We start from the raw sequence: 23641 nt of genomic DNA, 5'->3' as shown, positions 1-23641 counted from the left end.
TCTGATCGCCCAGGGCTTCCCGATGGACCGTGAATCTCCTTTCCGATTCCGGACACGGCATTCGCGCAAGGCCGGCGGTTCCAGGGGCGACGAGACAACTACTACTCCCAGATCGTCGATGCCGCTTGCAGGCCGCTGCGCGATGCCCTGCCGCCGGATGCCGGATGAAAGGAAGTCGGGCGAGATTCGCCACGACAGCCTGAAAGCCTGTAGATGTTCGCGTAGGTGCCGGCAGCGCGACGCGAGAACCTGGGAGTACGAGCGTGTGGGAATTCGTTCTTTCCGTGTGGAAGGTGGAGGTGGCCAACTACCCCATCCTCCTGATGCAGGCCGCAGCGCTGCTGGGTGTCTTCAGTCTGGTGCTCATGGTGTCGAAGTCGTCCGAAGCAATGCTGCATTCCCGGGCAACCTTCTACGGTTGGACGGTGGGGTTGACCGGGTTCGTCCTGCTGGGGATGGCGTTCCAGCTGATGAACCTGCCGTCGAAGCCGTACCTCGGGTCCGACCTGCTCTTCCTGTCCGGAATGCTGGGCGGCCTGCGCGGCGGCGCGATCGGCTGGACGCTGATCGTGGGCGCCAGGCTCCTGTTCGGCGGAACCCACCAGGCAGCCGCGTTCCTGCTGGACATGACGCTGATGGTCGGCGGGGGCATCTTCATGCACTACCGCCTGGGCCGCAGGCCGATCACGTCCTTCGGCTGGCGTGACATCGGCAGCGCCTGGCTCGTACGTGTCGCGTTCACCATGCTCTCGATAAGCCTCATCTATGCATTCCAGCTTGTTCCTCCCATGGTCAACGCCAGGGTGCTGGTGCTGCACGCCTTGAGCAGCGGCCTGTCGCTGATGATCATCGCCTGCGTGCTGGCCCTGTTGCGCAGCGATGCCAGGGAACGGGAGTCCCGCGCCCGCGCATTCGCCGCGTCGCACACGAACCTGCTGACCGGGCTTCCCAACCGGCGCGCGCTCGGGGAGCTCCTCGAAAGGCTGCTGGCCGCCGACGGCAGGCAGCACGTGCTGATGACCTTCCAGGTCGCGAACCTCGCCGAGATGGCCCGCGCGCTCGGACATGACTGGACGGACCACCTCTGGGCGCAGCTTTCCGTTGCCCTGACCCAGGGGCAGGCGAGCCAGCTGGTCGAGGCATTCCACCCCCTGTGCTTTCAACTCAACGACCTGTCGCTGACCGTCGTGCTGCAGGACACTTCTCTGGAATGGATGGAGCAGCAGCAGCTGGCGTCGAAGGTGCAGGCGGAAGCGGTGGCCGCGCTGCGGGCCACTCATGCGGCCTATGTGTCGCTGCAGCTGCGCATCGGTGTTTCCAACGTGCGGATGAATTCGCAGGCGAACGCCGCCTCGATCCTGCGCGACCTGAACTTCGCCTTGCAGAGCAACGAGCAGATGGTGCGCTACTTTCACGAGTCGTTCGCCGAGCAGGCGGACAAGGACGAGGATGTGCGGCGCCTGCTGATCGACTGGATCCGCACCGCGAGCCCGCCGATGCAGTACCAGCCCAAGTTCCATCTCCTGACGCGCCATGTCTGCGGGGCGGAGGCCCTGCTGCGGGCGCATCCGGTGAACGGGAACCTGCTGCCTCCCCCCTATGTGATCGAGATCGCGACCCGCCATCAGCTCCTGTCGCAATTCGAGTGGTGCACCCTGGAGGTCGTCGGGCGCGACATCCAGAGGTGCCTGGCCGCCGGCTGCCCCATACCTCTTTCCGTCAACATCTCCGCCACCACGCTGACGCTTCCTCTCTTCGGCGACCGCGTGCTGTCGTTCCTCGAACTGCTGCACGTGCCGCCGCGGCTGCTGTACGTCGAGATCACCGAAAGCGGCCACGTGCCGGACGTGGAAACGGTGCGCACCAACATCGCCGTGCTGCAAGGCGCCGGCGTCGGTCTTTCGCTCGACGACTTCGGCACCGGCTACTCGGCGCTGACGACCCTGGCGACCATCCCGTTCACCGAGGTGAAGATCGACCACAGCATGATCTCCAGGATCGACCAGCCGCGCATGCGCGAAGCCGTGTCGCTCGCGCTCGAGAGCGCCACGCGCTACAACGCCACGCTGGTGGCCGAGGGCGTGGAGACCGAAGACCAGTCGACGCTTCTGCTGGAGATGGGCGTGCTCTTCGGCCAGGGGTATCTTTTCTCGAGAGCGGTGCCGATGGATGACCTGATCCGGATGGCTCGTCGCAGAGCTGCGTTCCGCGTGGACGGGGCACTGAAGAGCCCGAGGCCGGATCGGATCTGAGAAGAAAAGGCTGTCACCACTCCATGCCCCACCGGAGCGCCCATGCGCGTAGCACCAGGTTGCAGGTTTCGGATCATGATCGCTTTTTCTCCATCCATCGACGAGCAGGCACGGCTGCGAGACTTCTTCCGGCTCATCAAGCCGATCTCCGTGGCTACCCAGGCGATCGGATTCATGTTCTGGGGCGCTGCGTGGTGGCTCGCGGACCCGGGTTACCAGTACGTGACCTGGCACCTGGTGCTGCTCGCATGCTGCATCGCGTTGTCCATCGCCGGAAGCTGCGCGACCAGGTTCCTTTCGTTCTTCTCGATCATCACCGTATGGCTGCTGTGCCTGGGGTTCTCCATTCTCATGTCGCAGAGCCCCGATCGCGAAGTGTGGGCGGTGTCCATGAGCGTGATCGTCTCCATCATGGGCGCGCCGCTCTTCTCCCGGTTGAGTGTCTCGGCGCTGGCGAGTTCGGGTGCATGGCTCATCTTGGGAGGTGGCGAGTGGTTAGGCACTCCCCATGGCCTGGATGCCGGCTGGAGCTTGCTGATGCCCTGCGGAACCATCACGATGGGGCTGATCATGAACGTCATCTTCGCGACGCTGCATCGCGAGAGCCTGAAACTGCGGCAGGAGCTCGAACAGCTCGCGTACAAGGACATGCTCACGGGCATGAGCAACCGGCGCAAGTTCCTGGCCGACGTCCAGAACCTTCACGAGCAGGGACGGCTTGGCGAAGGATGCTTTCTGATGATCGACGTGGACGACTTCAAGAAGATCAACGACGACTTCGGGCACGCGGCCGGCGACCTGGCGCTGCAGCGGGTCGCGGCCGTGCTCAGGGAGATCGGGGTCGGCAATGCCTTCGGCAGGCTCGGCGGCGAGGAGTTTGGCATCATGCTGGCGGGGGGCGGCACGACGCAGGCGCGGTCGATGGCGGCGCGGATCCTGGATCAGGTGCACGGCGTCCGCATCGAGGGCCGGCCCATCACGGTCAGCGTGGGCATCTCCGGCGTGGCCCGCCATCGCATCCCGCCGGAGCTGATGCGAGAAGCCGATGTCGCGCTCTATGAGGCAAAGCGCATGGGCAAGAACAGGTTCGTCCAGCACGGTGCCGTGGATTGAGTTCGCGGTTCGTCAGGGCCGCAGGCCCTGACCTTTCAGAGATGGAACTGACGGTGTTGCGGGAGGCGCTGCTCAAGTCTCATCGGCCCCAAAAAGAATGGGTGAGCCGCAAGGAAAGGGCCTTCATCGCGTACCGTTCTCGCTCAAGGCGGAGCGCAACGACTGAAGCGCGGATTCGGCCGTTTCGATCCGCCGCTTCAATTCCTCATTGACCACTCGCACCAGCGCTCCGAGTTCGGTGCGAGTCGGATGGATCTCTTCCGTATCGTTCACGCTCTGCGAAACGATGAGCTTTTCCAGGCCTGCATACGCACGTTGCAGCTCGTGCAGGTTGTCGATCTCATCGCTTGCCTGCAGCGCAAGCGATTCAAGGCTGGCGGCTTGGGACGATTCGGGAAAAGAAGAGACGTGCGCGGATGCGCGAGCAGATGCAGCCATGAATGGCCTCCAAGTGATTTCGGTTTGCTGAAACAGCCGCACTCAACGCCAATTGAGGGCGGCGGCTCGACGAGTTGGCGTACCGGGAAACCACTTGCGTGAAACCGGCCGGGCTCGCGCCCGCCCGTCGAGCCGCCAAAACTGGAGGCACGAACGACGAAGCCGCAGACCCTGCGGGTGACTGCGGCTTGCGTCGCAGTGATTTCAGCGGGACGCCAATCCCGATCACGTCTGTTTTCGACGTGACGGCGACCAGTATATCTACGCAGGTATCCGCGACGCTGGAACAATCCCCCGGTCCGCGCGAATGGCGAGATCCGCCGGCGCGAGACTCCAACATCGAACCTGCAGGACCTGATGACCACCGAAGACCTGACCCCTCTGCTCCTCGACGCACTCGGCAAGCGCATCGACGACCCCGCCGCTGTCCGGCTGGCGCAAGCCCTCGGCAAGAAGCCCTTCAAGAACGCGACGCCGGGCAATCGTTGCGACATCGGCAACCGCAAGCTCGGCATCGAAGTCATCGCCGAAATGAACCTTGCCACGCGCTCGCACTTCCCTCCGCGCAAGGACGGGCGCAAATGGGTGACCTGGGTGTCCGCTGCCTTCATCTATCCGAACTATCGCGGCTCGCTGCCGGCGGGCTTCGACTGGCAGATGGACGACGCGGCGCTCACCGCGCGCTTCAAGCGGCGCGTCGAAGGCGCGGTGGAAGAAGTGCGCTTCACGCTGCCGCCTCCGGCCGAAGGGCTGCGGGCGAAGGTGTCGATCAACTCGGCGGGCCTGCCGAAGCACATGCTGGTGAGCGTCGACGAAGAGGAGACCTACGCCACGATCTACCCCGACAGCAAGCCGGAGCATTCGGTGGAAGACGGCTTCTTCGCGAGCTGGTGTGCGCTGAACGGCATCCTGCGGCAAGACCGGCTCGCCGCCGGGCAGCTCGACGCCCTGCGTAAGCGGGAACTGTCGCCGCTGGCTTTCCTGTCTTCCAGCCTGGGCGGACTGCTGTGGCAGAACGACGTGCGCCCCGAGCATGCGGCGTTCTGCCACGCCTACATGAACCGCCTGATGGAACCGGAAAAGGCATCGGCGCTCTTCGACACGCAGGAAACGTTCAGCGACAGCAACAACTGGCGCAAGCCGGGCGACGCGATGACGCAGGACGGCTGGGAGAACTTCGACCGGATCGGGCCGCGCTATGCGCAACGCCTGGAGCAATGGAACAGGCGAGAGATCCATTCCATGGTCGACTGGCCCGAGCAGCCCTAGTTCGCGCCGGGGCTCTTCCGGAGTCAGGGCCGCAGGCCCTGCGTGAAGCGCAGCATGCTGGCGATGCCTTCCGCGAACCTCGGCTCCAGGAACGCCCCGAGGTTCGGCATCAGCAGCTGCAGCATGAAGATGCCCGCCAGCAGCGTGAGCGGAAACCCCACCGCGAAGATGCTGAACTGCGGCGATGCGCGGTTCAGGATGCCCATCGCCAGGTTCAGCGTGAGCAGCGCGGTGACGAGCGGCAGCGACAGCAACAGCCCGCTCGCGAAGATCTCGGCGCCGGCCAGCACCAGGAACATCCACCCGCCGGCCGCCAGCGGTGCATCGGCGATCGGCAGCGTGTGAAAGCTCTGGGCCAGCGCGTTCACCATCAGCAGGTGCCCGTCGAGCGCCAGGAAGATCAGCATCGCCAGCATGTTCAGCAGGCGCGACACCACCATGGTGCTGCCGTGGCTCATCGGGTCGAAGAACGATGCAAAAGACAAGCCCATCTGCAGGCCGATGTATTCCCCCGCGGCCAGCACGGCGGTGAACACGAGCCGCACGGTGAAGCCCATGGCCACGCCGATGAGCACCTGCTGCACGATGATCCACACGCCGCCCGCCGACACCACCGGTACGGCCGGCAGCGGCCCGATGGTGGGCGAGACCACGAAGGCCAGCATGGCGGCGATGAGCACCTTCACGGGCCGCGGCACCCATGCCTCGCCGAAGATGGGCGCGGTGCTCACCAGCGCGAGCATGCGCACGAAGGGCCAGAGAAAGGCCACCATCCAGCCCTCGAGCTGCGCCGAGGTGACCGAGATGATCGACGGTGTCACATCAGTTCAGCAGCAGCGGAATGCCGGAGAACAGCGCGCGCATGTAGTCGAGCATGCGGTCGAGCATCCACGGCCCCGCGATCACGAGCGTGGCGAACACCGCGAGCAGCTTGGGAATGAAGGACAGCGTGGCCTCGTTGATCTGCGTGGCCGCCTGGAAGATGCTCACGATCAGGCCGATGACGAGCGCCACCAGCAGCAGCGGCGCGCCGATGAGCAGCGATATTTCCATGGCCCGGTGGCCCATGGTCATGACGGATTCGGGGGTCATCTCTGCCTGTACCTGTACCTGTGCCTGTGCCCTGGGGATGGAACCTAGAGATAGAAGCTCTGCGCCAGCGCGCCGATGAGCAGTTGCCAGCCGTCGGCCAGCACGAACAGCATGAGCTTGAAGGGCAGCGCGATGGAAGCCGGCGGCACCATCATCATGCCCATGGACATCAGCACGCTGGCCACCACCAGGTCGATGATGAGAAAGGGTATGAAGATGGTGAAGCCGATCTGGAACGCCGTCTTCAGCTCGCTGATGACGAAGGAGGGCAGCAGTATGCGCAGCGGCACGTCCTCGGGGCCCTGCATCTCGGGCACCCTGGCCAGCCGCGCGAACAGCGCCAGGTCGCTCTCGCGGGTCTGCTTGAGCATGAAGGTCTTGAAGGGCGCGATGCCGCGCTCCATCGCCGCTTCGGCGCTGATCTTGTTCTCCGAGAAGGGCTTGTAGGCGTCGTTGTAGGCCTTGTCGAGCACCGGCGCCATCACGAAGAAGGTGAGGAAGAGCGACAGCCCCACCAGGATCTGGTTGGGCGGCGAGGTCTGCGTGCCGATGGCGGTGCGCAGCAGGCCCAGCACGATGAGGATGCGCGTGAAGCTGGTCATCGACAGCAGCAGCGCGGGCAGGAAGGTGAGCGAGGTCAGCAGCACCATGGTCTGCACGCTCAGCGACCAGGTCTGGCTGCCGCCGGGGCCGGGCGTGCTGGTGATGCCGGGCAGGCCCTGCGTCCAGGCCGCCGCCGGCAGCGTGGCGGCGAGCAGCAGCAGCGCGGCGCGCAAGCCGCGGCGCAATGCGGGATGCTTCATGGAGCGGGACTGGCCTTGCCGGAGATGGATTCGCGCAGCTTGCGCGCGAAGAGTTCCACCGCGCGGGGCGCGGCGGAGGTTGCAGTCGAGGCGAATGCCGTCGGCGCGGCGTGGGGCTGTACCTGCGCCGGCAGCGTGTGCAGCGTGTTGACCTGGCTCGGCGTGACGCCCAGCACCAGCCAGGTGTCGGCCACTTCCACCACGACCACGCGTTCGCGCTGGCCGACGGCGGCGCTCGACACCACCTTCACGAGTTGCCCGCCGCCGAGGCGCTGCAGGCCGAAGCGCCGCGCGGCCCACGCGCACAGGAAGATCAGGCCGACCACCACCGCCATGCCGAAGCCGGCCTGCAGCAGGCCCGAGGCGCCGACGGCGGCTGGGGCCACCTCGTGGACAGGCGTTGGCACAGTCGGGAGACTCATTGCATGGTCTCCGCGCTGCGCGCTGCGGCATTCGCCTTGGGAGCGGCCCGGCGGCTCATGCGCGCGCGAGCTTCTGCATGCGCTCGGAGGGCGTGACGATGTCGGTCAGGCGAATGCCGTACTTCTCGTTCACCACCACCACTTCGCCCTGGGCGATGAGGTAGCCGTTGATGAGCACGTCCAGCGGCTGGCCGGCCAGGCCGTCGAGCTCCACCACCGAGCCCTGCGACAGCTGAAGCAGGTTCTTGATGGTGATGCGCGTGCGGCCGATCTCCGCGGTGAGCTGCACCGGCACGTCGAGCACGCGCGCGATGTCCACCGGCGTGGTTGCCGCCGCCGCGGCTGCTGCGGCAGCAGCCGACGTGTCCTGGATCTGCTGGAAGACCTGCGCCGTGGCCGGTGCCACCGCGGGTGCCGGGGCCGGGGCTGCTGACGCGGCGGTCTGTTCGGCCAGGGCCGCGGCCCAGTCGTCCGCGTCGCTGCCTGCGGAAGAGGTGTTGTCAGTCATGTTCGTTCTTCAGGTCGCTGTCTTGATGGGAGATCATGTGTTGCACGCGCAGCGCATAGCGCTCGTTGGAGGTGCCGTAGCCGCACTCCATCACCGGCACGCCGCCGACCTTGGCGACGACGGTCTCGGGCAGCTCGATGGGAATCACGTCGCCGACCTGCAGCTTCATCACCTCGCCGATGGTCGAAGGCATGGAGACGAAGTCGGCCACCAGCTCGACGTCGGCCGACTGCATCTGGCGCGACATCTGCGTCACCCAGCGCTTGTCGACCTCGACCTCGTCCTGGATCGGGTTCGAGAGCAGGTCGCGGATCGGCTCGATCATCGAGTAGGGCAGGCACACGTGCAGGAAGCCGCCCACGGGGCCGAACTCGATCTGCAGCGTGGTGTTGATCACCACCTCGTTGGGCGCGACGATGTTGGCGAGCTTGCCGTGCATCTCGGCGCGCACGTAGTCGAAGTCGAGCGGGAACACCGGCTGCCAGGCCTCGCCGTAGCACTGCAGCGACAGGTCGAGCAGGCGCTTGATGATGCGCTGCTCGGTGCGCGTGAAGTCGCGGCCTTCCACGCGCACGTGGTAGCGCCCGTCGCTGCCGAAGAGGTTGTCCACCACGAGGAACACCAGCTTCGGGTCGAACACGAAGAGGGCGGTGCCGCGCAGCGGCTTCATGTGGATCATGTTGATGTTCGCGGGCACCGGCAGGTGCCGCACGAACTCGCCGAACTGCTGGATCTGCACCGGCCCCACCGAGATGTCGGGGCTGCGCCGCATGAAGTTCAGCAGCGCGCCGCGCAGGCCGCGCGCGAAGCGGTCGTTGATGACCTCCAGCGTGTGCATGCGGTTGCGCACCACGCGGTCGGGGGCGCCGAGGTCGTAGGCGGGCAGGCCGTCCTTCGGCGGGGGAGGGGGGGCCGCCTGGTCGACGTCGCCGGTGACGCCCTGCAGAAGCGCATCGACCTCGTCCTGCGAGAGCACCTGTTCATACGCCATGGATCGCTTGTCGTCCGGAGAAAGATGACGTGGTGCTCACTGCACGACGAAGATGTTGAACGAGACGCTGGAGATGCCCAGCTCGGGCGTCTCGGGCGTGAGCGGCGCGTTCAGCGCGGTGCGGATCTCGCCGGCCAGCTTGGCCTTGTCTTCGGGCGTGACCAGCGACTCGGGCGGGCGGTTCGAAAGCAGCACGAGCAGGCGGCTGCGCAGCTCGGGCATGAACTCGACGATCTGCGCCTTGGCGTGCTCGTCGCGCACGCGCAGCGCCATGCCGATCTGCAGGAAGCGGCTGCGGCCCTCGGCCTGCAGGTTGACGGTGAGCGGGTCCAGCATCACGAAGATGGGCTTCTCGGGCGCCGCCGGCTTGGGGGCCTCGGCGGCGGAAGCTGCGCCGCCCGTGAAGCGGGGAAGAAGGAAATACGCGGCGGCACCGGCTGCGGCGGCGAGGCCGACGGCGACCACGATCCAGATCAGCAGCTTCGATGAGCGGCCGGGGGCCGGCAGGGAGGCGGTTGCGACAGTTGTTGGGGGAGCCATGGTGAAGCGGTTTTCTTGTCCGGTCTATTCTTTGCGAAGTCCCGCGCGGACGAACGGCCGAACAAGCGCACAAAGGCGTTTCATATCCGTTCATTGCGAGGCGCCGGGCGGGCCGGAGCCTTGGTGCGCGCGGGGCGAAGGTGTGGCGTGAGCTGGGCCTCAGGCGAAGGTGTCGACGCCGGAGCGTGCGTGGTCGGGTGCGGCGGGGCGCACGGCTGCCGTTGCCGCCGATGCACTGCCGACCGGGCGGCTCGCACCGGGGTAGGACGATGCAGCCTGCTGCCGCGCGGCGTTCTGCTGTTGTTGCTGGCCCTGCTGCTGTGCGAACGCGGCGCCGTTGCCGAAGGGCTGGCGCGTCTCCGCGCCGACCGACGTCTGGCCCAGCGTGATGCCTTGCTCCGACAGCGAGTTGCGCAGCTGCGGCAGCGCGGCCTCGACCGCCTTGCGCACGCTCTCGTGAGCCGAGACGAACATGGCCTGCGCCTGGTTGTCTCCCATCGACAGCGTGACCTTGAGCGGGCCGAGGCCCGCGGGGTTCAGGTTGAGCTCCGCCGTGTGGCTGCCGCTGGCGCTCATGCGCGCCAGGTGCTGGCCCAGGGCCGGCGCCCACTTGTCGCTGCCGACTTCGGGGGCGATGGTGTGCACGGGAGCGCGTGCCGTGGCGGTCGCCTCGTTCGCATGTTCCGAAGGAGCCGTCGTCACCGGGGCCGGCTGCTGGAGCGCGGTGGGCGACACGTCAGGCTGGCTGTCGGTGCTGCCGGCTGCCGCGGCCGTCACCACGGCAGGGGCAGCCTTGTCGGCCTGTGCGTCGCCGGTGGTCGTGGGCTGAGCGGCGCTCGCGAGCTGTTCGGCGGTGGTGGCGCTCATGGGCGCGCGCGAGCCGGCGCCGCGGCCGGTCGCGGCGGTGCCCACGGGGGCGCCGGCGGGCGCGGATGCGGGTTTCGCGAAGCCGGTGCTCATGGTCTGAGCGGCGATGGCTGCGCGGGCGAGTTCGTGCAGCGAGGTGGCCTGGGCGGCGTCGGGCTGCGCGGTGGCTGCCTCGGTGCCGGGCAGCGCCGGCGTCGCGGGCTTCGCGGCGGAGTCCTTCGCGGCCGCCGCGGCTTCGGGCACGGCCTTGGCATCTGCGGCCGTAGAGGCCGCGTCGCCGGTGAGCGTCTTCGCGGCGGGAGCCTGCAGGGCCGGGTCCAGCGGAATGTCCGTTGCCGTCTTGGCGAGCGTGGTCGCAGCCGCTGCGGCATCTGCCGCGCCGTCGCCGCCCTGTTTCCGGGCGGCGCGTCCCGCGAGGGTCAGCGCATGCAGCGCCGTGTTCGCGGGCGCGAGAAAGGCGAGGTTCGGGTCGGCGGGCAGCGTGCCTTCGTCCTTCGTGTCCTCGTCCGCGCCGGGCTTGCGCACCGGCTTGCGGTCGAGGGCGGCGGCATCCTGGGCGCCGCCTTGCGCGGCCTCGCCGGTGTTCGCGCGCGAGCGCTCCAGCGCCGCGCCGAAGCTGCGGCCCTGGTCGTCGTCGGCGGCGCGGTTGCGCGCGCCGGCCTGCGCCGCCGACTGGGCGGCGGCGTTCGTCATGACGGGGGGCGTGATCATGGAAGTCATGTCGGTTCCTGCGTGGAGATTCGGTCGGCGTGGCTCAAAGCGTCGGATGCGAGGCGCGGTCGAAGAACTTGCGCGCGGCGCGCTCGTCGCTGTCGCGCTGCTCGCGCTTGGCCTCGGCCATCATTTCCTGCATGCGCACGCGCTCGGCCAGCGTGTCGAAGGAGCTCAGCCGGCGCTTCTGCTGCTGCCAGTCGGTGCGGCCGTGGTCCAGCCGGTTCTCGGTCTGGGTGGCGATGGCGCGCTGCTGCTCGATGGCGCCGTCCAGCGTGCCGAGGAAGTTGCGGTAGTTGCGCCACTGCGAGGAGGCCAGGCCGTCGCGCATCAGCGCGTCGAGCTGGTCGTGGTAGTCCTGCCGGTACTGCAGCAGCAGTTCGAGCTTCTGGCGGGCGTCGAGGTGCGCGTTCTGCAGCGCGCCCAGGCGCCGGGCGGCGTCGTCGGTCTGCGTGTGCGCCAGGTCGATCAGCATGCCGAGGGGGAGCTTGCGTGTCATGTCTTCTGGAGTTTTTGTGGTGTGGATGCACGTGCGTCGGGCGCGAACAGGCTCTCGAGGTGCGCGATCGACTCCTCGTAGCCCGCGCGCTCGTCCATCGACTGCTGCAGCAGCCCCTCGATGCGCGGGTACATCGCGATCGCCTGGTCGAGCTGCAGGTCGTGGCCGGGCGCGTAGGCGCCCACGCTGATGAGGTCGCGGTTGCGCTGGTAGCGCGAGAGCATCTGCTTGAAGCGGCGCACGGTGTCGAACTGCGAGGACGGGATCAGCGCGGTCATGGCGCGGCTGATGGAGGCCTCGATGTCGATGGCGGGGTAGTGCCCGGCCTCGGCCAGCGTGCGCGAGAGCACCACGTGGCCGTCGAGGATCGCGCGCGCCGAGTCGGCGATGGGGTCCTGCTGGTCGTCGCCCTCCGACAGCACCGTGTAGAAGGCGGTTATCGAGCCGCCGCGTCCGTTCGCGTCGCGCGCGCCGTTGCCGGCGCGTTCGACCAGCGCGGGCAGCTTGGCGAATACCGAAGGCGGGTAGCCCTTGGTGGCGGGCGGCTCGCCCACGGCCAGCGCGATCTCGCGCTGCGCCATCGCGTAGCGGGTGAGCGAGTCCATGATGAGCAGCACGTCCTTGCCGCGATCGCGGAAGTACTCGGCCAGGCAGGTCGCGTAGGCCGCGCCCTGCAGGCGCAGCAGCGGCGAGTTGTCGGCGGGCGCGGCCACCACCACGGCGCGCGCCAGGCCTTCCTCGCCCAGCGTGTTCTCGATGAAGTCCTTCACCTCGCGGCCGCGTTCGCCGATCAGGCCGACCACGATGATCTCCGCGCTGGTGTAGCGCGCCATCATGCCAAGCAGCACGCTCTTGCCCACGCCGGAGCCGGCGAACAGGCCCATGCGCTGGCCGCGTCCCACGGTGAGCATCGCGTTGATGGCGCGCACGCCCACGTCGAGCACCGAATCGATGGGCGCGCGTGACAGCGGGTTGATGGGCGGGGAGCTCAGCGGCACCTTGCGCGCCATGTCCAGCGGGCCGAGTCCGTCGAGCGGCCGGCCGGCCGCGTCGACCACGCGGCCGAGCATGCCTTCGCCCACGGGCAGGCGCTTGGTGTGGGCGTTGCCGGTCAGTCCCGCTTCGTCGGGCTCCGGCGCGCCGGGCCGTGCGTACACGCGCGCGCCCGGCAGCAGGCCCGCCACTTCGGTCTGCGACATCAGGAAGAGCCGGTCGCCGGCGAAGCCCACCACCTCGGCTTCGGCATGCCGCTGCGGATGGCCGGGCGGCAGCTCGATCAGGCAGTCGCTGCCCACGGGCAGCTGCAGGCCCACGGCTTCGAGCACCAGCCCCACGGCGCGCGTGAGGCGGCCCGAGGCGATGGTGGTTTCGCAGCGCGCGATGTTGGCGCGCGCCTTCTCCAGTGTGCCGAGCACCGATTGAAGGTGCGGGTTGGGGGCGGCGGTCGCAGCGGTTGCGATGGTCGCGGTGTTGGCCTGCATGCTCGTCACTGCGTCTCGGCCTGTCCGTCGGCGTCGCCGTTGAGCGCGGAGGCGACGCGCTTCCAACGCGTCTCCAGCGTGCCGTCGAGCTCGCCGGTGGCCGATTGCACGCGGCAGCCGCCGCGCGTGATGCCGTCATCGGCGCGCACCTGCCAGCCGGCGGCCTCGATTTCCTCGCCGAGGCTGCTTCTCACCAGTGCCACGTCGTCGGGATGCAGCAGCAGGCGCGGCTCCCCGCGCAGCGCGGGCTCGGTGTTGAGCAGGTCGCGCACCACGGGCAGCACCCACTCGGGTTCGGTCTTCAGGGTGCGGTGCACCACCCGGCGCGCCACGTCGAGCGCGAGCGCGAGCACGGTGCGCGAAAGCTCTTCTTCAGCGCGGCGCAGCGCGTCGGGCAGCGACTGGGCCAGCGCGCGCAGGCGTTCCGCGTGCGCGCTGGCGGCGGCGAGGCCGGTGGCCAGTCCTTCGGTGTGGCCCGTTCGGCGGCCCTCCGCGAGGCCGGCGGCCCGGCCCTCGGCTTCGCCGTCGACGCGGGCTTCCTTGCGGATGCGCGCGAGGTCGGCCAGATCGATCTTCGGCTGGGGTGGTTGGGAAGGCTGGGGCGGGGCGCTCTTGCGCTCGGCGGCCTTGCGGCTGGCGGAAGGCTTCGGGCTGCCGTCGATGGTGCCCATCTCCCAGCGCTCCCATGCGGAGAGCGCCGGCGGATTCACGGCGGCGGAGAGAGGGCGCGAGGCCCTCGGGCCGCCGGCCGCATGGCGCGCGGCTGCGTGGATGGCGGCGAGGCGCTCGCGCGATTCGCCGAAGGCGCCGGCGGTGGTGTCAGACGAACTCATCGGTGCCAGGCGTTGCGATCACGATTTCGCCGGCCTCCGCGAGGCGGCGGGCAACCTGCAGGATGGCCTTCTGCTCGGTCTCGACCTGCGACACGCGCACGGGACCGCGCAGCTCCATGTCCTCGCGCAGCGTTTCGGCGGCGCGCTGCGACATGTTGTTGAGGAACTTGTCGCGCAGCTCCATCGGCGCGCCCTTGAGCGCGATGATGAGCGAGTCGCTCTCGATGTCCTTGAGCAGGCGCTGGATGCTGCGGTCTTCCAGCCCCAGCAGGTTCTCGAACACGAACATCTCGTCGACGATGCGCTGTGCCAGCGTCTCGTCCTGTTCGCGAACGTGGGCGATGGCTTCTTCCTCCACGCTCGTGCTCATGAGGTTGACGATCTCGGCCGCGGTGCGCACGCCGCCCAGGCGGCTGCGGCGCACGCCCTGGCCGGCCAGCATCTCGGTGAGCACGTCGGTCAGCTCGTTCAGCGCCGAGGGCTGCACGCCGCCGAAGGTGGCCACGCGCATGATCACGTCGTGGCGCAGGCGCGCCGGCAGCTTCTCGAGCACTTCCGATGCCTTCATGCGGTCCAGGTGCACGAGCAGCGTCGCGAGGATCTGCGGGTGCTCGTCGCGGATGAGCTCGGCTACTTCGCCGGCCTCCAGCTCGTTGAGGCGCTCGATGCCGCCGCGCGGCTCGTCGGGCTGCAGGATGTCCTCGAGCAGGTTGCTCGCGCGGTCGTCTCCCAGCGCCTTCTTGAGCACGGCGCGGATGTAGCTGGTCGAGCCAAGGTGCAGGGCCGAGAGCTGCTCGGTCTCCTGGCGGAATTCGGCGAGCACCGCGGCCAGCTCGTCCTTCGAGACGGAGCTGAGCTTCGACATCGCGAGGCCCAGCGCCTGCACTTCGGAGGTGGGCAGCTGGTGCAGCGCGGCGGCGGCGCGGTCTTCGCCCAGTGCCATCAGCAGGATGGCGCTCTTGCGGGTTCCCTGTTCGCTACTCATCGTTGTTCATCCAGTGCTGGATCAGGGCCGCGACCATCTTCGGATCCTTGTCGGCGGCCTGGTGGGCGTATTCCATGTCGGCCTTGCGACGGTTGGCCTCGCGTTCGCGCAGGCTCTCGTCGGCCGACGGTGCGTTCGGGTCCGGCTCGGCGGGGGCGGCGACGACCGGGGCGGCCGCCACGGGCGCGGGCGGCGGAGCCAGGTGCTTGCGCATCAGCGGTCGCAGCACGGCCAGCCACGCGAAGAGCGCGAGCAGTGCGTACAGCAGGTACTGGCCGGCCGTCTTGGCGAGGTCGAGGTTCTCGCGGTCGCGCCAGAACGGAACCTCGGGCGCGGGGCCGCTGTCGGCATCGCGTGCGAAGGCGCTGTTCACCACGTTGAGCGAGTCGCCGCGGTCCTGGCTGAAGCCCATGGCTTCCTTCGCGAGGTTGCGGATCTGCTCCAGTTCTGCCGGGGTGAGGGCGCGGCTGGCTGTCTTGCCGCTCGCGTCCACCGCGTCGCGGTTGTTCACCACCACGGCGACCGACAGGCGCCTCACGCCGCCGGCGGCTTGCTGCACGTGGCGGATGGTGCGGTCGAGTTCGTAGTTGGTGGTGGTGTCCTTGCGCGAGCTGCTCGGGCCGGTGGAGGCGGTGCCTGCCGTCGAGGCGGCGGCGCCCGGTGCTCCCGGCGCGCCCGGGGTTCCCGGTGCGGGCGGCGTGCCCGGCGCGTTCGGCGCGCGCGGCCCGGTGATCGGCGCGGTCGGGTTCACCGGCGGCTGGTTCGACAGCGCGCCCGGCACGCCGCCGGGCTGGCCGCCGCCGTGCTGCGCAGACTCGCTGCTCTGCTGGCTGCGGATGGCGGCCTGCGACGGGTCCTGGTTGGGCTTGTATTTCTCGTCGGTGTGCTCGACCACCGAGAAGTCGATGTCGGCCGCCACCTGCGCGCGCACGTTGTTCGCGCCCACGATCGGCTGCAGGATCGCCTCGATGCGGCGGATATAGCCCTGCTCGATCTCCTGCGTGTACTTGAGCTGGCTCACGTCCAGCCCGCGATCGGTGCCGCGCGCGGAAGACAGCAGGTTGCCGCGCTGGTCGACCACGGTGACGCTCTTGGCGTCGAGGTCGGGCACGCTGCTGGAGATCATGTGCACGATGGCGCTGACCTGTCCCTCGTCGATGCCGCGTCCGCGCGCCAGCGCGAGCACCACCGAGGCCGAGGGCTTCTTCTGCTCGCGCACGAACAGCGACGGCTTGGGCAGCGCCAGGTGCACGCGGGCCGACTCGATGGCGCCGATGGATTCGATGGAGCGCGCCAGCTCGCCCTCGAGCCCGCGCTGGTAGTTGACCTGCTCGGCGAACTGGCTGGTGCCGAACTTCTGGTTGTCCATCAGTTCGAAGCCCACGCCGCCGGCCTTGGGCAGGCCCTGGGCCGCCAGCTTGAGGCGCGTCTCGGCCACCTTGTCGCCCGCGATCAGGATCGCGCCGCCGCCGTCGGCGAACTTGTAGGGCACGTTCATCTGCTGCAGCGACGCGATGATCGCGCCGCCGTCGCGGTCCGACACATTGGTATAGAGCACCTTGTAGTCGGGCCCGCGGCTCCAGAGCATGAACGCGGCCGCGGCGGCCACAAGGGCCGCGCCGCCGATGATCAGCGGCAGCCGGGGCTGCGCACGCATGCGTTCGATGAGCGAGGCCGAGGCAGGGCCGTTGTCTGCCGCGGGCAGCGCGCCCGCTGGCGCAGCCGTGCTCATGGATGCACCTTCTTCTTCGCGGCCGTTGCCATGCTGGGAGAGGGATTTCGATGTTGAGATTTCATTCCGGAGGGCCGGTGATGTCGTCCACGGCCTGTTCGTTTCGCGGACGATTGTCAGCAGTCACCCGGATTTCGAATGGCCGAACAGCCGGGGTTTTTGCCCTCAGTTGCGCGCTTGAATCGGGGTCTTCCCTTGATACGCTGCAAGCCAGCCGGAGGACTTCGCTCCTCCGTGTCAAGTCACGCGGAAGTGTTCAGACATACAAGAGGAAGAGGATCACCATGTCCATCAGCGCCATCGAATCGGTCCTGCAGCAGATGCGGACCACCGCGGTCCAGACGGGCATTGCGCCGTCTACGGCCGCGCCGGCCGAGGCCGGAGGCTTCGCGGCCGAGCTCAAGCGCTCGCTCGCCAACATCAGCGGCGCTCAGCAGCAGGCCTATGCGCAGGCCGAGTCCTTCGAGCTGGGCAAGCCCGGCGTCGCGCTCAACGACGTGATGGTCGACCTGCAGAAGGCGAACGTCGCGTTCCAGACCGGCCTGCAGGTGCGCAGCCGGCTGGTGACGGCCTACCAGGAAGTGATGAATCTGCAGGCCTGACCGGGTTGAAGACTCGAAGGGTGTGGCTCCCGGGGCGCGCAGGCGAACTTTTTCGTACGACCCCCTAAAGGTTCCAGGACGCTGGCCGATAACCAAGTCAACGATGGCTTGAGTCTCACAGTGGAAGCGGGTCCAGCGTTACGGCCGAAAGCCGGAGTCCACAACCTTTTTTCATCAATCAGGAGTCGAACATGGCGCAAGTCATCAACACGAACAGCCTCTCTCTCATCACGCAGAACAACCTCAACAAGTCGCAGTCGGCGTTGAACAGCGCCATCGAGCGCCTGTCTTCGGGCATGCGCATCAACAGCGCCAAGGACGATGCCGCCGGCCAGGCCATCGCCAACCGCTTCACGGCCAACATCAAGGGCCTGACGCAAGCGACCCGCAACGCCAACGACGGCATCTCGATCGCCCAGACGACCGAAGGCGCCCTGACCGAAGTCAACAACAACCTGCAGCGCATCCGCGAACTGTCGGTGCAAGCCGGCACGGGCACGAACTCGGCCAGCGACCTGGACTCGATCCAGTCGGAAATCAGCCAGCGTCTGGACGAAATCAACCGCGTGTCGGAACAGACCCAGTTCAACGGCGTGAAGGTCCTGTCGGCTGACGCCGGCAAGCTGACCGTGCAAGTCGGCGCGAACGATGGCGAAACCATCGACATCGACCTGCAGGAAATCAGCGCCAAGACCCTGGGCCTGGACGGCTTCAACGTCAACAACACCGGTTCGAAGAACAAGACCGCCACGGCTTCCGACCTGCTGGTCGCCGGCTTCACCGCTGGTGCGACGACCAACGGCATCACGGCCTACAGCCGCACGCTGACCACTGCCGCCAACGGCGCCACGGCCAACGACGTGCTGGCCAAGATGCAGGACGGCGGCACGGTCACCATGACCGGCGGCGCAACCTACACCTACAGCGCAGCGACCAAGAGCTACACCGCCACGGAAGCCACCCGCAGCCAGGCCAACACGCTCGCATCCCTGACCCCGCCGGCCGGCACCAGCGTGACCGCCACGGTCAAGCTCGGCAACCGTTCGATGGACGTCAAGATCGACAGCAACGGCGCGATGACCGACGCAGCCGACGGCTCGGCCCTGTACCTCGACGCTTCGAAGAACCTGACCAAGACGGGCGCTGGCGCAACGACCGCTGCCACGCTGTCGGCGGTGCTCGAGCAAGCCACCGGCATGTCCGCTGCTGGCGATTCGATCACCATCGGCGCGACCGGCGCTTCGTACACCGTGGTGACGGCAGCAGCCGGCGCCAGCACCTTCGCGGTTGCAGGTGAGCGCGCCACGGCCGACCAGGTTGCCGCCAAGATCAACGCTGGCGCGGGCAGCATCGACATCGACGGCGGTGGCGCTACCGCTGCCTACGCAGTGGCAGCAGCCGGCGGTGCCGTGACCGGTGCCTACATCGGTGTGAGCGGCCTGACGACGACCGCCGCTGAATCGATCAACCTGAACGCCAATGGTGTGGTGACCGATGCGCAAGGCAGCGTCGTGTACGCGGACTCCACCAAGCCCGGCAAGCTGACGACCAACGCCGTGAGCGATGCCAAGTCGACCGTCGACCCGCTCAAGGCCCTCGACGCCGCCCTGTCGAAGGTCGACAAGCTGCGCAGCTCGCTGGGTGCGGTGCAGAACCGTTTCGACTCGGTGATCGCCAACCTCGGCACCACGGTGACCAACCTGTCCTCGTCGCGTTCGCGCATCGAAGACGCCGACTACGCGGTCGAAGTGTCGAACATGACGCGCGCCCAGATCCTGCAGCAAGCCGGTACCTCGGTGCTGTCGCAAGCCAACCAGACCACGCAAGGCGTGCTGTCGCTCCTGCGTTGATCGAAAGGAACTGACCCAAGGAAGAGGAATGCCGGGCCCCTCCCGAAAGGGCGGGGTCCGGCGGGCGCAGGCCCCCCGGAGCAAGCCGGGAGTGCCTGCGCTGTCCTCTGCGGCCATGCCCTGGCGGGCGAGGCCGCAGAGGACAGCGAACCCAGCACAACAAGGTGGAAATGATGTTGAACCCCATGTCGGCGAATTCCGTGAAGGACAACCAGTGGACGCAGCTGCTCGTCGGCGGCGTCTCGGGGGCGGGTGCGGACGTGCGCGGCGCGGCCACGGCCGGGAAGGACGACGCGAAGAACGACGCGACGCCGGTCCAGGTCGAGCAGGCTGTGCGGCAGGTGAACGAGTCGCTCGCGCTGCGCGAGGTCGGCCTGCAGTTCGAGGTCGACAAGGAAACGGACATGGTCGTCGTCAAGGTGGTCGATCGCGCCAGCGGCGAGGTCATTCGCCAGATTCCCAATGAAGAAGTCGTGCGCATCGCGAAGCTGATGCACGACGGCAACGGGCTGCTGGTGGACCAGGCGGCCTGAGGCCCCCGGCACCGGCACTCTAAATCAAGGACAGACAGGAAAGCATCCACATGGCAACCATCAGCAGCCTCGGCGTAGGCGCCAATCTCGACCTCGCCTCCTTGCTCACGCAGCTCGAGACGGCCGAGAAGCAGCCCATGGTGGCGCTGCAGGCCAAGGCCAAGAGCTACACGAGCAAGCTGTCGGCCTACGGCACGATCCAGAGCGCCCTCGCCACGCTGCAGACGGCGGCCAAGAAGCTGGGCGACCCGACTCTGTTCCAGAGCGTGACCGGCACGCCGACGGTCAGCGGCATCCTGTCGGCAACCGCCACCGACGCGAGCGCGGCCGGCAACTACACCATCGACGTGACGCAGCTCGCGCAGGCGCAGACCGTGGTGAGCGCGGGCCAGGCCGACACCAAGACAGCGATCGGCAACGGCAAGATCACCATCGACTTCGGCGCCGTCTCGGGCGGCACCCTCGACGCCGCGACCGGCAAGTACACCGGGGCCACCTTCACCGCGGACGCGAGCCAGACGGCCAAGTCGATCACCATCGATCCGACCAACAACACGCTGGAAGGCATCCGCAACGCGATCAACGGCGCCAACGCCGGCGTGACGGCCAGCATCGTGAACGACGGCAGCGGCACGCCCAACCGCCTTGTGCTGACTTCCTCGCAGACCGGCGAGAAGTCGAGCATGCGGATCTCGGTCGACGGCGACGCCGCGCTGCAGAACCTGCTGAACAACGACCCGGCCGGCACGCAGAACCTGAAGCAGACGGCGGCGGCGCAGAACGCGAAGCTCAACGTCAACGGCATCGACATCACCAGCGCGACCAACACCGTGAAGGAAGCCATCCAGGGCGCCACGCTGACGTTGGTGAACACCGGAAAGACCGGGCTCTCGATGAAGGAGAACACGGCCGGCGCGAAGACTGCGATCAACGACTTCGTGAAGGCCTACAACGCCCTGCAGAGCACCGCCACCTCGCTGACCACGTACGACGCCGACACCAACACCGCCGCCGCGCTGGTGGGCGACAGCACGCTGCGCAACCTGCAGACCCGCATCCGCCAGGCTCTCACCACGCCGCAGGCCGGCACCGGCAACAGCATGAAGGTGCTCACCGAGATCGGCGTGTCCTTCCAGAAGGACGGCACCCTGGCCGTGGATTCCGACAAGCTCGACAAGGCCCTCGCCAACAACCTGAAGGGCGTGGCGAACATGTTCTCCAGCGCCACGGGCAGCACGGCCGGCTACGGCAAGCAGATCGACGCCCTGGTGGACGACGTCACCAAGGGTTCCCTGAAGGTGGCGAGCGACGGCGTGACCGCGACGATCAAGGAGCTCGACACCCAGTACGACGCGATGCAGCTGCGCGTGGACTCCACGGTCGCCCGCTATCGCGCGCAGTTCAACCAGCTCGACGTGCTGATCAACAAGATGAACAACACCAAGAACTACCTCACGCAGCAGTTCGAGGCGATGTCGAGCAGCAGCAAGTAGGCGTACTGAAGCAGCAGACACGGAGACCAGCGGATGTACACCTCCCACAACATGCGCACGGGCGCCGGCGCGTATGCCCGCGTCGGCGTGGAAACGAGCGCGATGAGCGCGTCGCCGCACCAGCTCATCGTGATGCTCTTCGATGGCGCGAAGACCGCCATCGGCATGGCCCGTCACCACATGGCGACAGGCGAGATCGAGGCCAAGGGCAATGCGATCTCCAAGGCCATCGGCATCGTCGACAACGGCCTGAAGGCCGCTCTCGACGCCAAGGCAGCCGGCGAGGCCGGCGCCGAACTCGTGGGCAACCTGTCGGCGCTGTACGACTACATCGTCCAGCGGCTGTTCCGGGCCAACCTGCACAACGACGTGCAGGCCCTGGAAGAGGCCGACCGGCTGCTCGAGAACATCGCTTCCGCCTGGCGGGAGATCGACGAGCGGGCCCGCAGCTGAAATGCAACCGCAAGAGAAACAGGAAAACATGGCATTCCGGAGTGAGGTCGTTTATTGCTACGAAGAGCTGGCTGCGACCATCGCTTCGATGCTCGTGCTGGCGCACGCCAAGGAATGGGGCCAGCTCCCCGCGCTCGAGGAGCGCTGCTCGGCCATGGTGGATCGCCTGCGAGTCATCGAGCCGCACGAGTCGCTGGATGCGGAGCAGGTCGAGCACGTGCTCTTTCTGCTCGAGCGCATCCGCTCGGACCAGGCGGAGGTGTCGGGGCTCATCAAGCCGCAGCTCGAGGACCTGATCGGGCGCATGGGCTATCTGACCCAGCAGAAGAACCTCGGCCGGGCCTACGGGCCGCCGCACTGAGCGCGCCCGCCGCCCGGACCCGACACACCGAAGAAGCCGAATCATGACTGGACTCGCCGGATTGCTCGACGCACTGCTTGCCGCAAGGCTGGCGCCGCGCCTCGACGTCCTCGGCATCAAGCCCGAGGCCGCGATAGGCGCGCCCGGCCCGGCGGTGGCGATCGGCAAGGTCGAGAACGATGTGCGGCTGCCTTCCAATGCAGCGCTCGACAGGCAGATTCCCGGCGCCGCGGCCGGCGGCACCGCGCATCTCGCCGCGGGTGCCCCGTCCTCGGTGGCCGCCCGGCTGTCGGTCGCGGCGCGCGTGATCGGTGCCGTGCTGGCCGACCTGCAGGCGCAGCCGGGCCCGGTGCGCGGCGCTGCGCCGCTGGTGCCGACGCGCGGGCAAGCCGTGAGCGCGGCGCAGCTGGCCGGCGTGCTGGCGCAGACCGTGTCGGACAGCGGCCTCTTCTACGAGTCGCACCTGGCGTCGTTCGCGGCGGGTGGTCGCTCTCTCGCGCAGATGAGGCAGGAACCGCAGGCGCAATGGGCCGTGCCGGTGGCTGCGAAGGCCGAGGCCGGTGCACCGGTCGCGTCGCCGGCGGCGACTGCCGCCGCGCTGGCGGCGATCGTCGATTCTCCCGATGCATTGCCTTCGCTCGCGGCGCCGGCGCAAGCCCCGGTGCACAAAGGCGATGGGGCCGGCGCGGCGAATGCGGTTGCACCGCAGGCATCCGCCGGCGATGCGCAATCGCGGAACGCCGACGGCCCTTTCATGCAAGGCAAACCGCAGCCTTTGGAACAGGCCGCGGCGAACGACGCGGCGCGGGTGCAGGCGGCCTATCGGCAGCCGGAGAGCGCGTCGTCGCCCGGTGGCACGCTCGATTCTTCGATGGCCGCTCATCGCGTGGGCGATTCCGCGCGCCAGGCCGATGGCGCCGCGGCCGCGCCGGCATCGCGCGGCGCCGAAGTGATCCATCCGCAGGCCGTCACGCTCGTGCACCAGCAGCTGGACTTGCTGGCGACCGCCGTCTTCCGCTGGAGCGGCCAGGCCTGGCCCGACGTGCCGATGAGCTGGTCGGTCGAGGAAGAGCATGCGCAGCCCGATGCCCGCGACAGCGGTGCGGTGGAGGAAGAGGGCAAGCGCCGCTGGTCGACCACGGTGTCGCTGGCGCTGCCGAAGCTCGGCGAAGTCGACCTGCGCCTGAGCCTCGAAGGCTCCGCCGTGCAGGCGCATCTTCTGGCGCGCGAAGCCTCGACCATGGCGCGCCTGCGCGGCGACGCCGGCCGGCTCTCGAAGCGCTTCGACGCCGTGGGCCTGCAGCTCCAGCAGGTGCTGGTGGCCGAGAAGGAGGCGGTGGCGGCATGAACGAGTTGCTCGACAACCGCAGCAGCGCCGTTGCCCTGTCCTATGCGGACAAGACGCGCGCGCCCGTCGTCGTGGCCAAGGGTTACGGCGTGGTCGCCGAATCGATCATGCGCGAGGCGCGCGAGCACGGGCTGTACGTGCACTCGTCGGCCGACCTCGTGAAGCTGCTCATGCAGGTCGACCTGGATCGGCAGATCCCGCCGCAGCTGTACCTCGCGGTGGCCGAGGTGATGGCCTGGGTCTACGGTCTGGAGGGTCGCGCAGGCGACTAATTGACCATATGGACCAATGTGAAATCATGGATCGGAATATCCGCGAAAACGGTCTTTCATCGAACGGAAATACGCTCATAGTATTTATTAATTCGATGTTGTTCACGAATAAATTACGGCCTCGAAAAGTTTCGCAAGAAACATTTGTTACCGGAAAGACTGACACCTGTAAACGACACGTTTCACTAGGGAA

Annotated in this window: 25 protein-coding genes; 11 read left to right on the top strand and 14 right to left on the bottom strand. The window is 67.8% G+C overall.

Features of this window, described 5'->3' with window-relative positions:
• Positions 1-323 precede the first annotated feature (323 nt).
• The gene (locus EJP69_RS18100) at positions 324-2252 is read left to right on the top strand and encodes an EAL domain-containing protein (protein ID WP_126471883.1); all 1929 of its coding nucleotides are present in this window, start codon (positions 324-326) and stop codon (positions 2250-2252) included.
• A 75-nt stretch (positions 2253-2327) separates the two neighbouring features.
• The gene (locus EJP69_RS18095) at positions 2328-3365 is read left to right on the top strand and encodes a GGDEF domain-containing protein (RefSeq protein WP_170217155.1); all 1038 of its coding nucleotides are present in this window, start codon (positions 2328-2330) and stop codon (positions 3363-3365) included.
• Positions 3366-3488: 123 nt separating this feature from the next.
• Here the strand turns inward: EJP69_RS18095 and EJP69_RS18090 are convergent, their stop codons facing one another.
• On the bottom strand, positions 3489-3803 hold the full coding sequence (locus EJP69_RS18090) for a hypothetical protein (RefSeq protein WP_126471879.1): 315 nt from the start codon (positions 3801-3803) through the stop codon (positions 3489-3491).
• Between the two features lie 357 nt (positions 3804-4160).
• Here EJP69_RS18090 and EJP69_RS18085 point away from each other — a divergent pair, with 357 nt between their 5' ends.
• A complete protein-coding gene (locus EJP69_RS18085; protein ID WP_126471877.1) occupies positions 4161-5072 on the top strand; it encodes a DUF7832 domain-containing protein in 912 nt (303 codons plus the stop codon).
• A gap of 23 nt (positions 5073-5095) precedes the next feature.
• Here the strand turns inward: EJP69_RS18085 and fliR are convergent, their stop codons facing one another.
• From fliR to fliF, 13 genes are all read right to left on the bottom strand, one after another.
• Positions 5096-5881 carry a flagellar biosynthetic protein FliR gene (fliR, locus tag EJP69_RS18080; protein WP_177213617.1) on the bottom strand — a complete coding sequence of 262 codons (786 nt, stop codon included), beginning with the start codon at positions 5879-5881 and terminating at the stop codon, positions 5096-5098.
• A 13-nt stretch (positions 5882-5894) separates the two neighbouring features.
• Positions 5895-6164 (bottom strand): flagellar biosynthesis protein FliQ, encoded by a 270-nt coding sequence (gene fliQ, locus EJP69_RS18075; RefSeq protein ID WP_093197882.1) that lies wholly within the window; start codon positions 6162-6164, stop codon positions 5895-5897.
• Positions 6165-6208: 44 nt separating this feature from the next.
• Entirely contained in the window at positions 6209-6967 is a 759-nt protein-coding gene (gene fliP / locus EJP69_RS18070; protein WP_093197880.1) for a flagellar type III secretion system pore protein FliP, read from the bottom strand.
• Entirely contained in the window at positions 6964-7389 is a 426-nt protein-coding gene (fliO, locus tag EJP69_RS18065; protein WP_126471875.1) for a flagellar biosynthetic protein FliO, read from the bottom strand. The genes fliP and fliO overlap by 4 nt, the downstream gene beginning before the upstream one ends.
• A 55-nt stretch (positions 7390-7444) precedes the next feature.
• A complete protein-coding gene (gene fliN, locus EJP69_RS18060) occupies positions 7445-7897 on the bottom strand; it encodes a flagellar motor switch protein FliN (RefSeq protein WP_093197875.1) in 453 nt (150 codons plus the stop codon).
• The gene (fliM, locus tag EJP69_RS18055; RefSeq protein ID WP_093302089.1) at positions 7890-8888 is read right to left on the bottom strand and encodes a flagellar motor switch protein FliM; all 999 of its coding nucleotides are present in this window, start codon (positions 8886-8888) and stop codon (positions 7890-7892) included. Before fliM ends, fliN begins: the two co-directional genes overlap by 8 nt.
• 36 nt (positions 8889-8924) lie before the next feature.
• Positions 8925-9428: a flagellar basal body-associated protein FliL gene (gene fliL, locus EJP69_RS18050; protein WP_093197869.1), complete on the bottom strand. Its 504-nt coding sequence runs from the start codon at positions 9426-9428 to the stop codon at positions 8925-8927.
• 159 nt (positions 9429-9587) lie between these two features.
• On the bottom strand, positions 9588-11015 hold the full coding sequence (locus EJP69_RS18045) for a flagellar hook-length control protein FliK (RefSeq protein WP_126471873.1): 1428 nt from the start codon (positions 11013-11015) through the stop codon (positions 9588-9590).
• 34 nt (positions 11016-11049) lie between these two features.
• On the bottom strand, positions 11050-11505 hold the full coding sequence (gene fliJ, locus EJP69_RS18040) for a flagellar export protein FliJ (RefSeq protein WP_093197864.1): 456 nt from the start codon (positions 11503-11505) through the stop codon (positions 11050-11052).
• Positions 11502-12986, bottom strand: coding sequence for a flagellar protein export ATPase FliI (fliI, locus tag EJP69_RS18035; RefSeq protein WP_093197862.1), 1485 nt, complete (start codon positions 12984-12986; stop codon positions 11502-11504). Before fliI ends, fliJ begins: the two co-directional genes overlap by 4 nt.
• A 5-nt stretch (positions 12987-12991) precedes the next feature.
• Positions 12992-13819 (bottom strand): flagellar assembly protein FliH, encoded by an 828-nt coding sequence (gene fliH / locus EJP69_RS18030; RefSeq protein WP_126471871.1) that lies wholly within the window; start codon positions 13817-13819, stop codon positions 12992-12994.
• On the bottom strand, positions 13806-14804 hold the full coding sequence (fliG, locus tag EJP69_RS18025; RefSeq protein ID WP_093197857.1) for a flagellar motor switch protein FliG: 999 nt from the start codon (positions 14802-14804) through the stop codon (positions 13806-13808). Before fliG ends, fliH begins: the two co-directional genes overlap by 14 nt.
• Positions 14797-16536, bottom strand: coding sequence for a flagellar basal-body MS-ring/collar protein FliF (gene fliF / locus EJP69_RS18020; protein WP_093197854.1), 1740 nt, complete (start codon positions 16534-16536; stop codon positions 14797-14799). Before fliF ends, fliG begins: the two co-directional genes overlap by 8 nt.
• 284 nt (positions 16537-16820) lie before the next feature.
• Between fliF and fliE the strand changes: the two genes are divergently transcribed.
• From fliE to EJP69_RS17980, 8 genes are all read left to right on the top strand, one after another.
• Complete coding sequence (gene fliE, locus EJP69_RS18015) at positions 16821-17138, top strand: flagellar hook-basal body complex protein FliE (protein ID WP_093302082.1); 318 nt, start codon at positions 16821-16823, stop codon at positions 17136-17138.
• 191 nt (positions 17139-17329) lie between these two features.
• Complete coding sequence (locus tag EJP69_RS18010; protein ID WP_093302078.1) at positions 17330-18988, top strand: FliC/FljB family flagellin; 1659 nt, start codon at positions 17330-17332, stop codon at positions 18986-18988.
• 185 nt (positions 18989-19173) lie between these two features.
• A complete protein-coding gene (locus tag EJP69_RS18005; protein WP_170217154.1) occupies positions 19174-19521 on the top strand; it encodes a flagellar protein FlaG in 348 nt (115 codons plus the stop codon).
• Positions 19522-19571: 50 nt separating this feature from the next.
• Positions 19572-21014, top strand: coding sequence for a flagellar filament capping protein FliD (gene fliD / locus EJP69_RS18000; protein WP_093197844.1), 1443 nt, complete (start codon positions 19572-19574; stop codon positions 21012-21014).
• A gap of 33 nt (positions 21015-21047) precedes the next feature.
• Positions 21048-21467, top strand: coding sequence for a flagellar export chaperone FliS (gene fliS, locus EJP69_RS17995; RefSeq protein WP_093197841.1), 420 nt, complete (start codon positions 21048-21050; stop codon positions 21465-21467).
• 28 nt (positions 21468-21495) lie between these two features.
• Complete coding sequence (locus tag EJP69_RS17990; RefSeq protein WP_240652194.1) at positions 21496-21828, top strand: flagellar protein FliT; 333 nt, start codon at positions 21496-21498, stop codon at positions 21826-21828.
• A gap of 43 nt (positions 21829-21871) precedes the next feature.
• Complete coding sequence (gene fliK, locus EJP69_RS17985; protein ID WP_126471865.1) at positions 21872-23176, top strand: flagellar hook-length control protein FliK; 1305 nt, start codon at positions 21872-21874, stop codon at positions 23174-23176.
• Complete coding sequence (locus EJP69_RS17980; protein ID WP_093197837.1) at positions 23173-23448, top strand: EscU/YscU/HrcU family type III secretion system export apparatus switch protein; 276 nt, start codon at positions 23173-23175, stop codon at positions 23446-23448. The genes fliK and EJP69_RS17980 overlap by 4 nt, the downstream gene beginning before the upstream one ends.
• Positions 23449-23641: the final 193 nt, after the last annotated feature.

Source organism: Variovorax gossypii (assembly GCF_003965815.1).
Lineage (GTDB): Bacteria > Pseudomonadota > Gammaproteobacteria > Burkholderiales > Burkholderiaceae_C > Variovorax > Variovorax gossypii.
The sequence above is the reverse complement of the archived record's forward strand: the minus strand, read 5'-3'. Positions and strand labels throughout refer to the sequence as shown.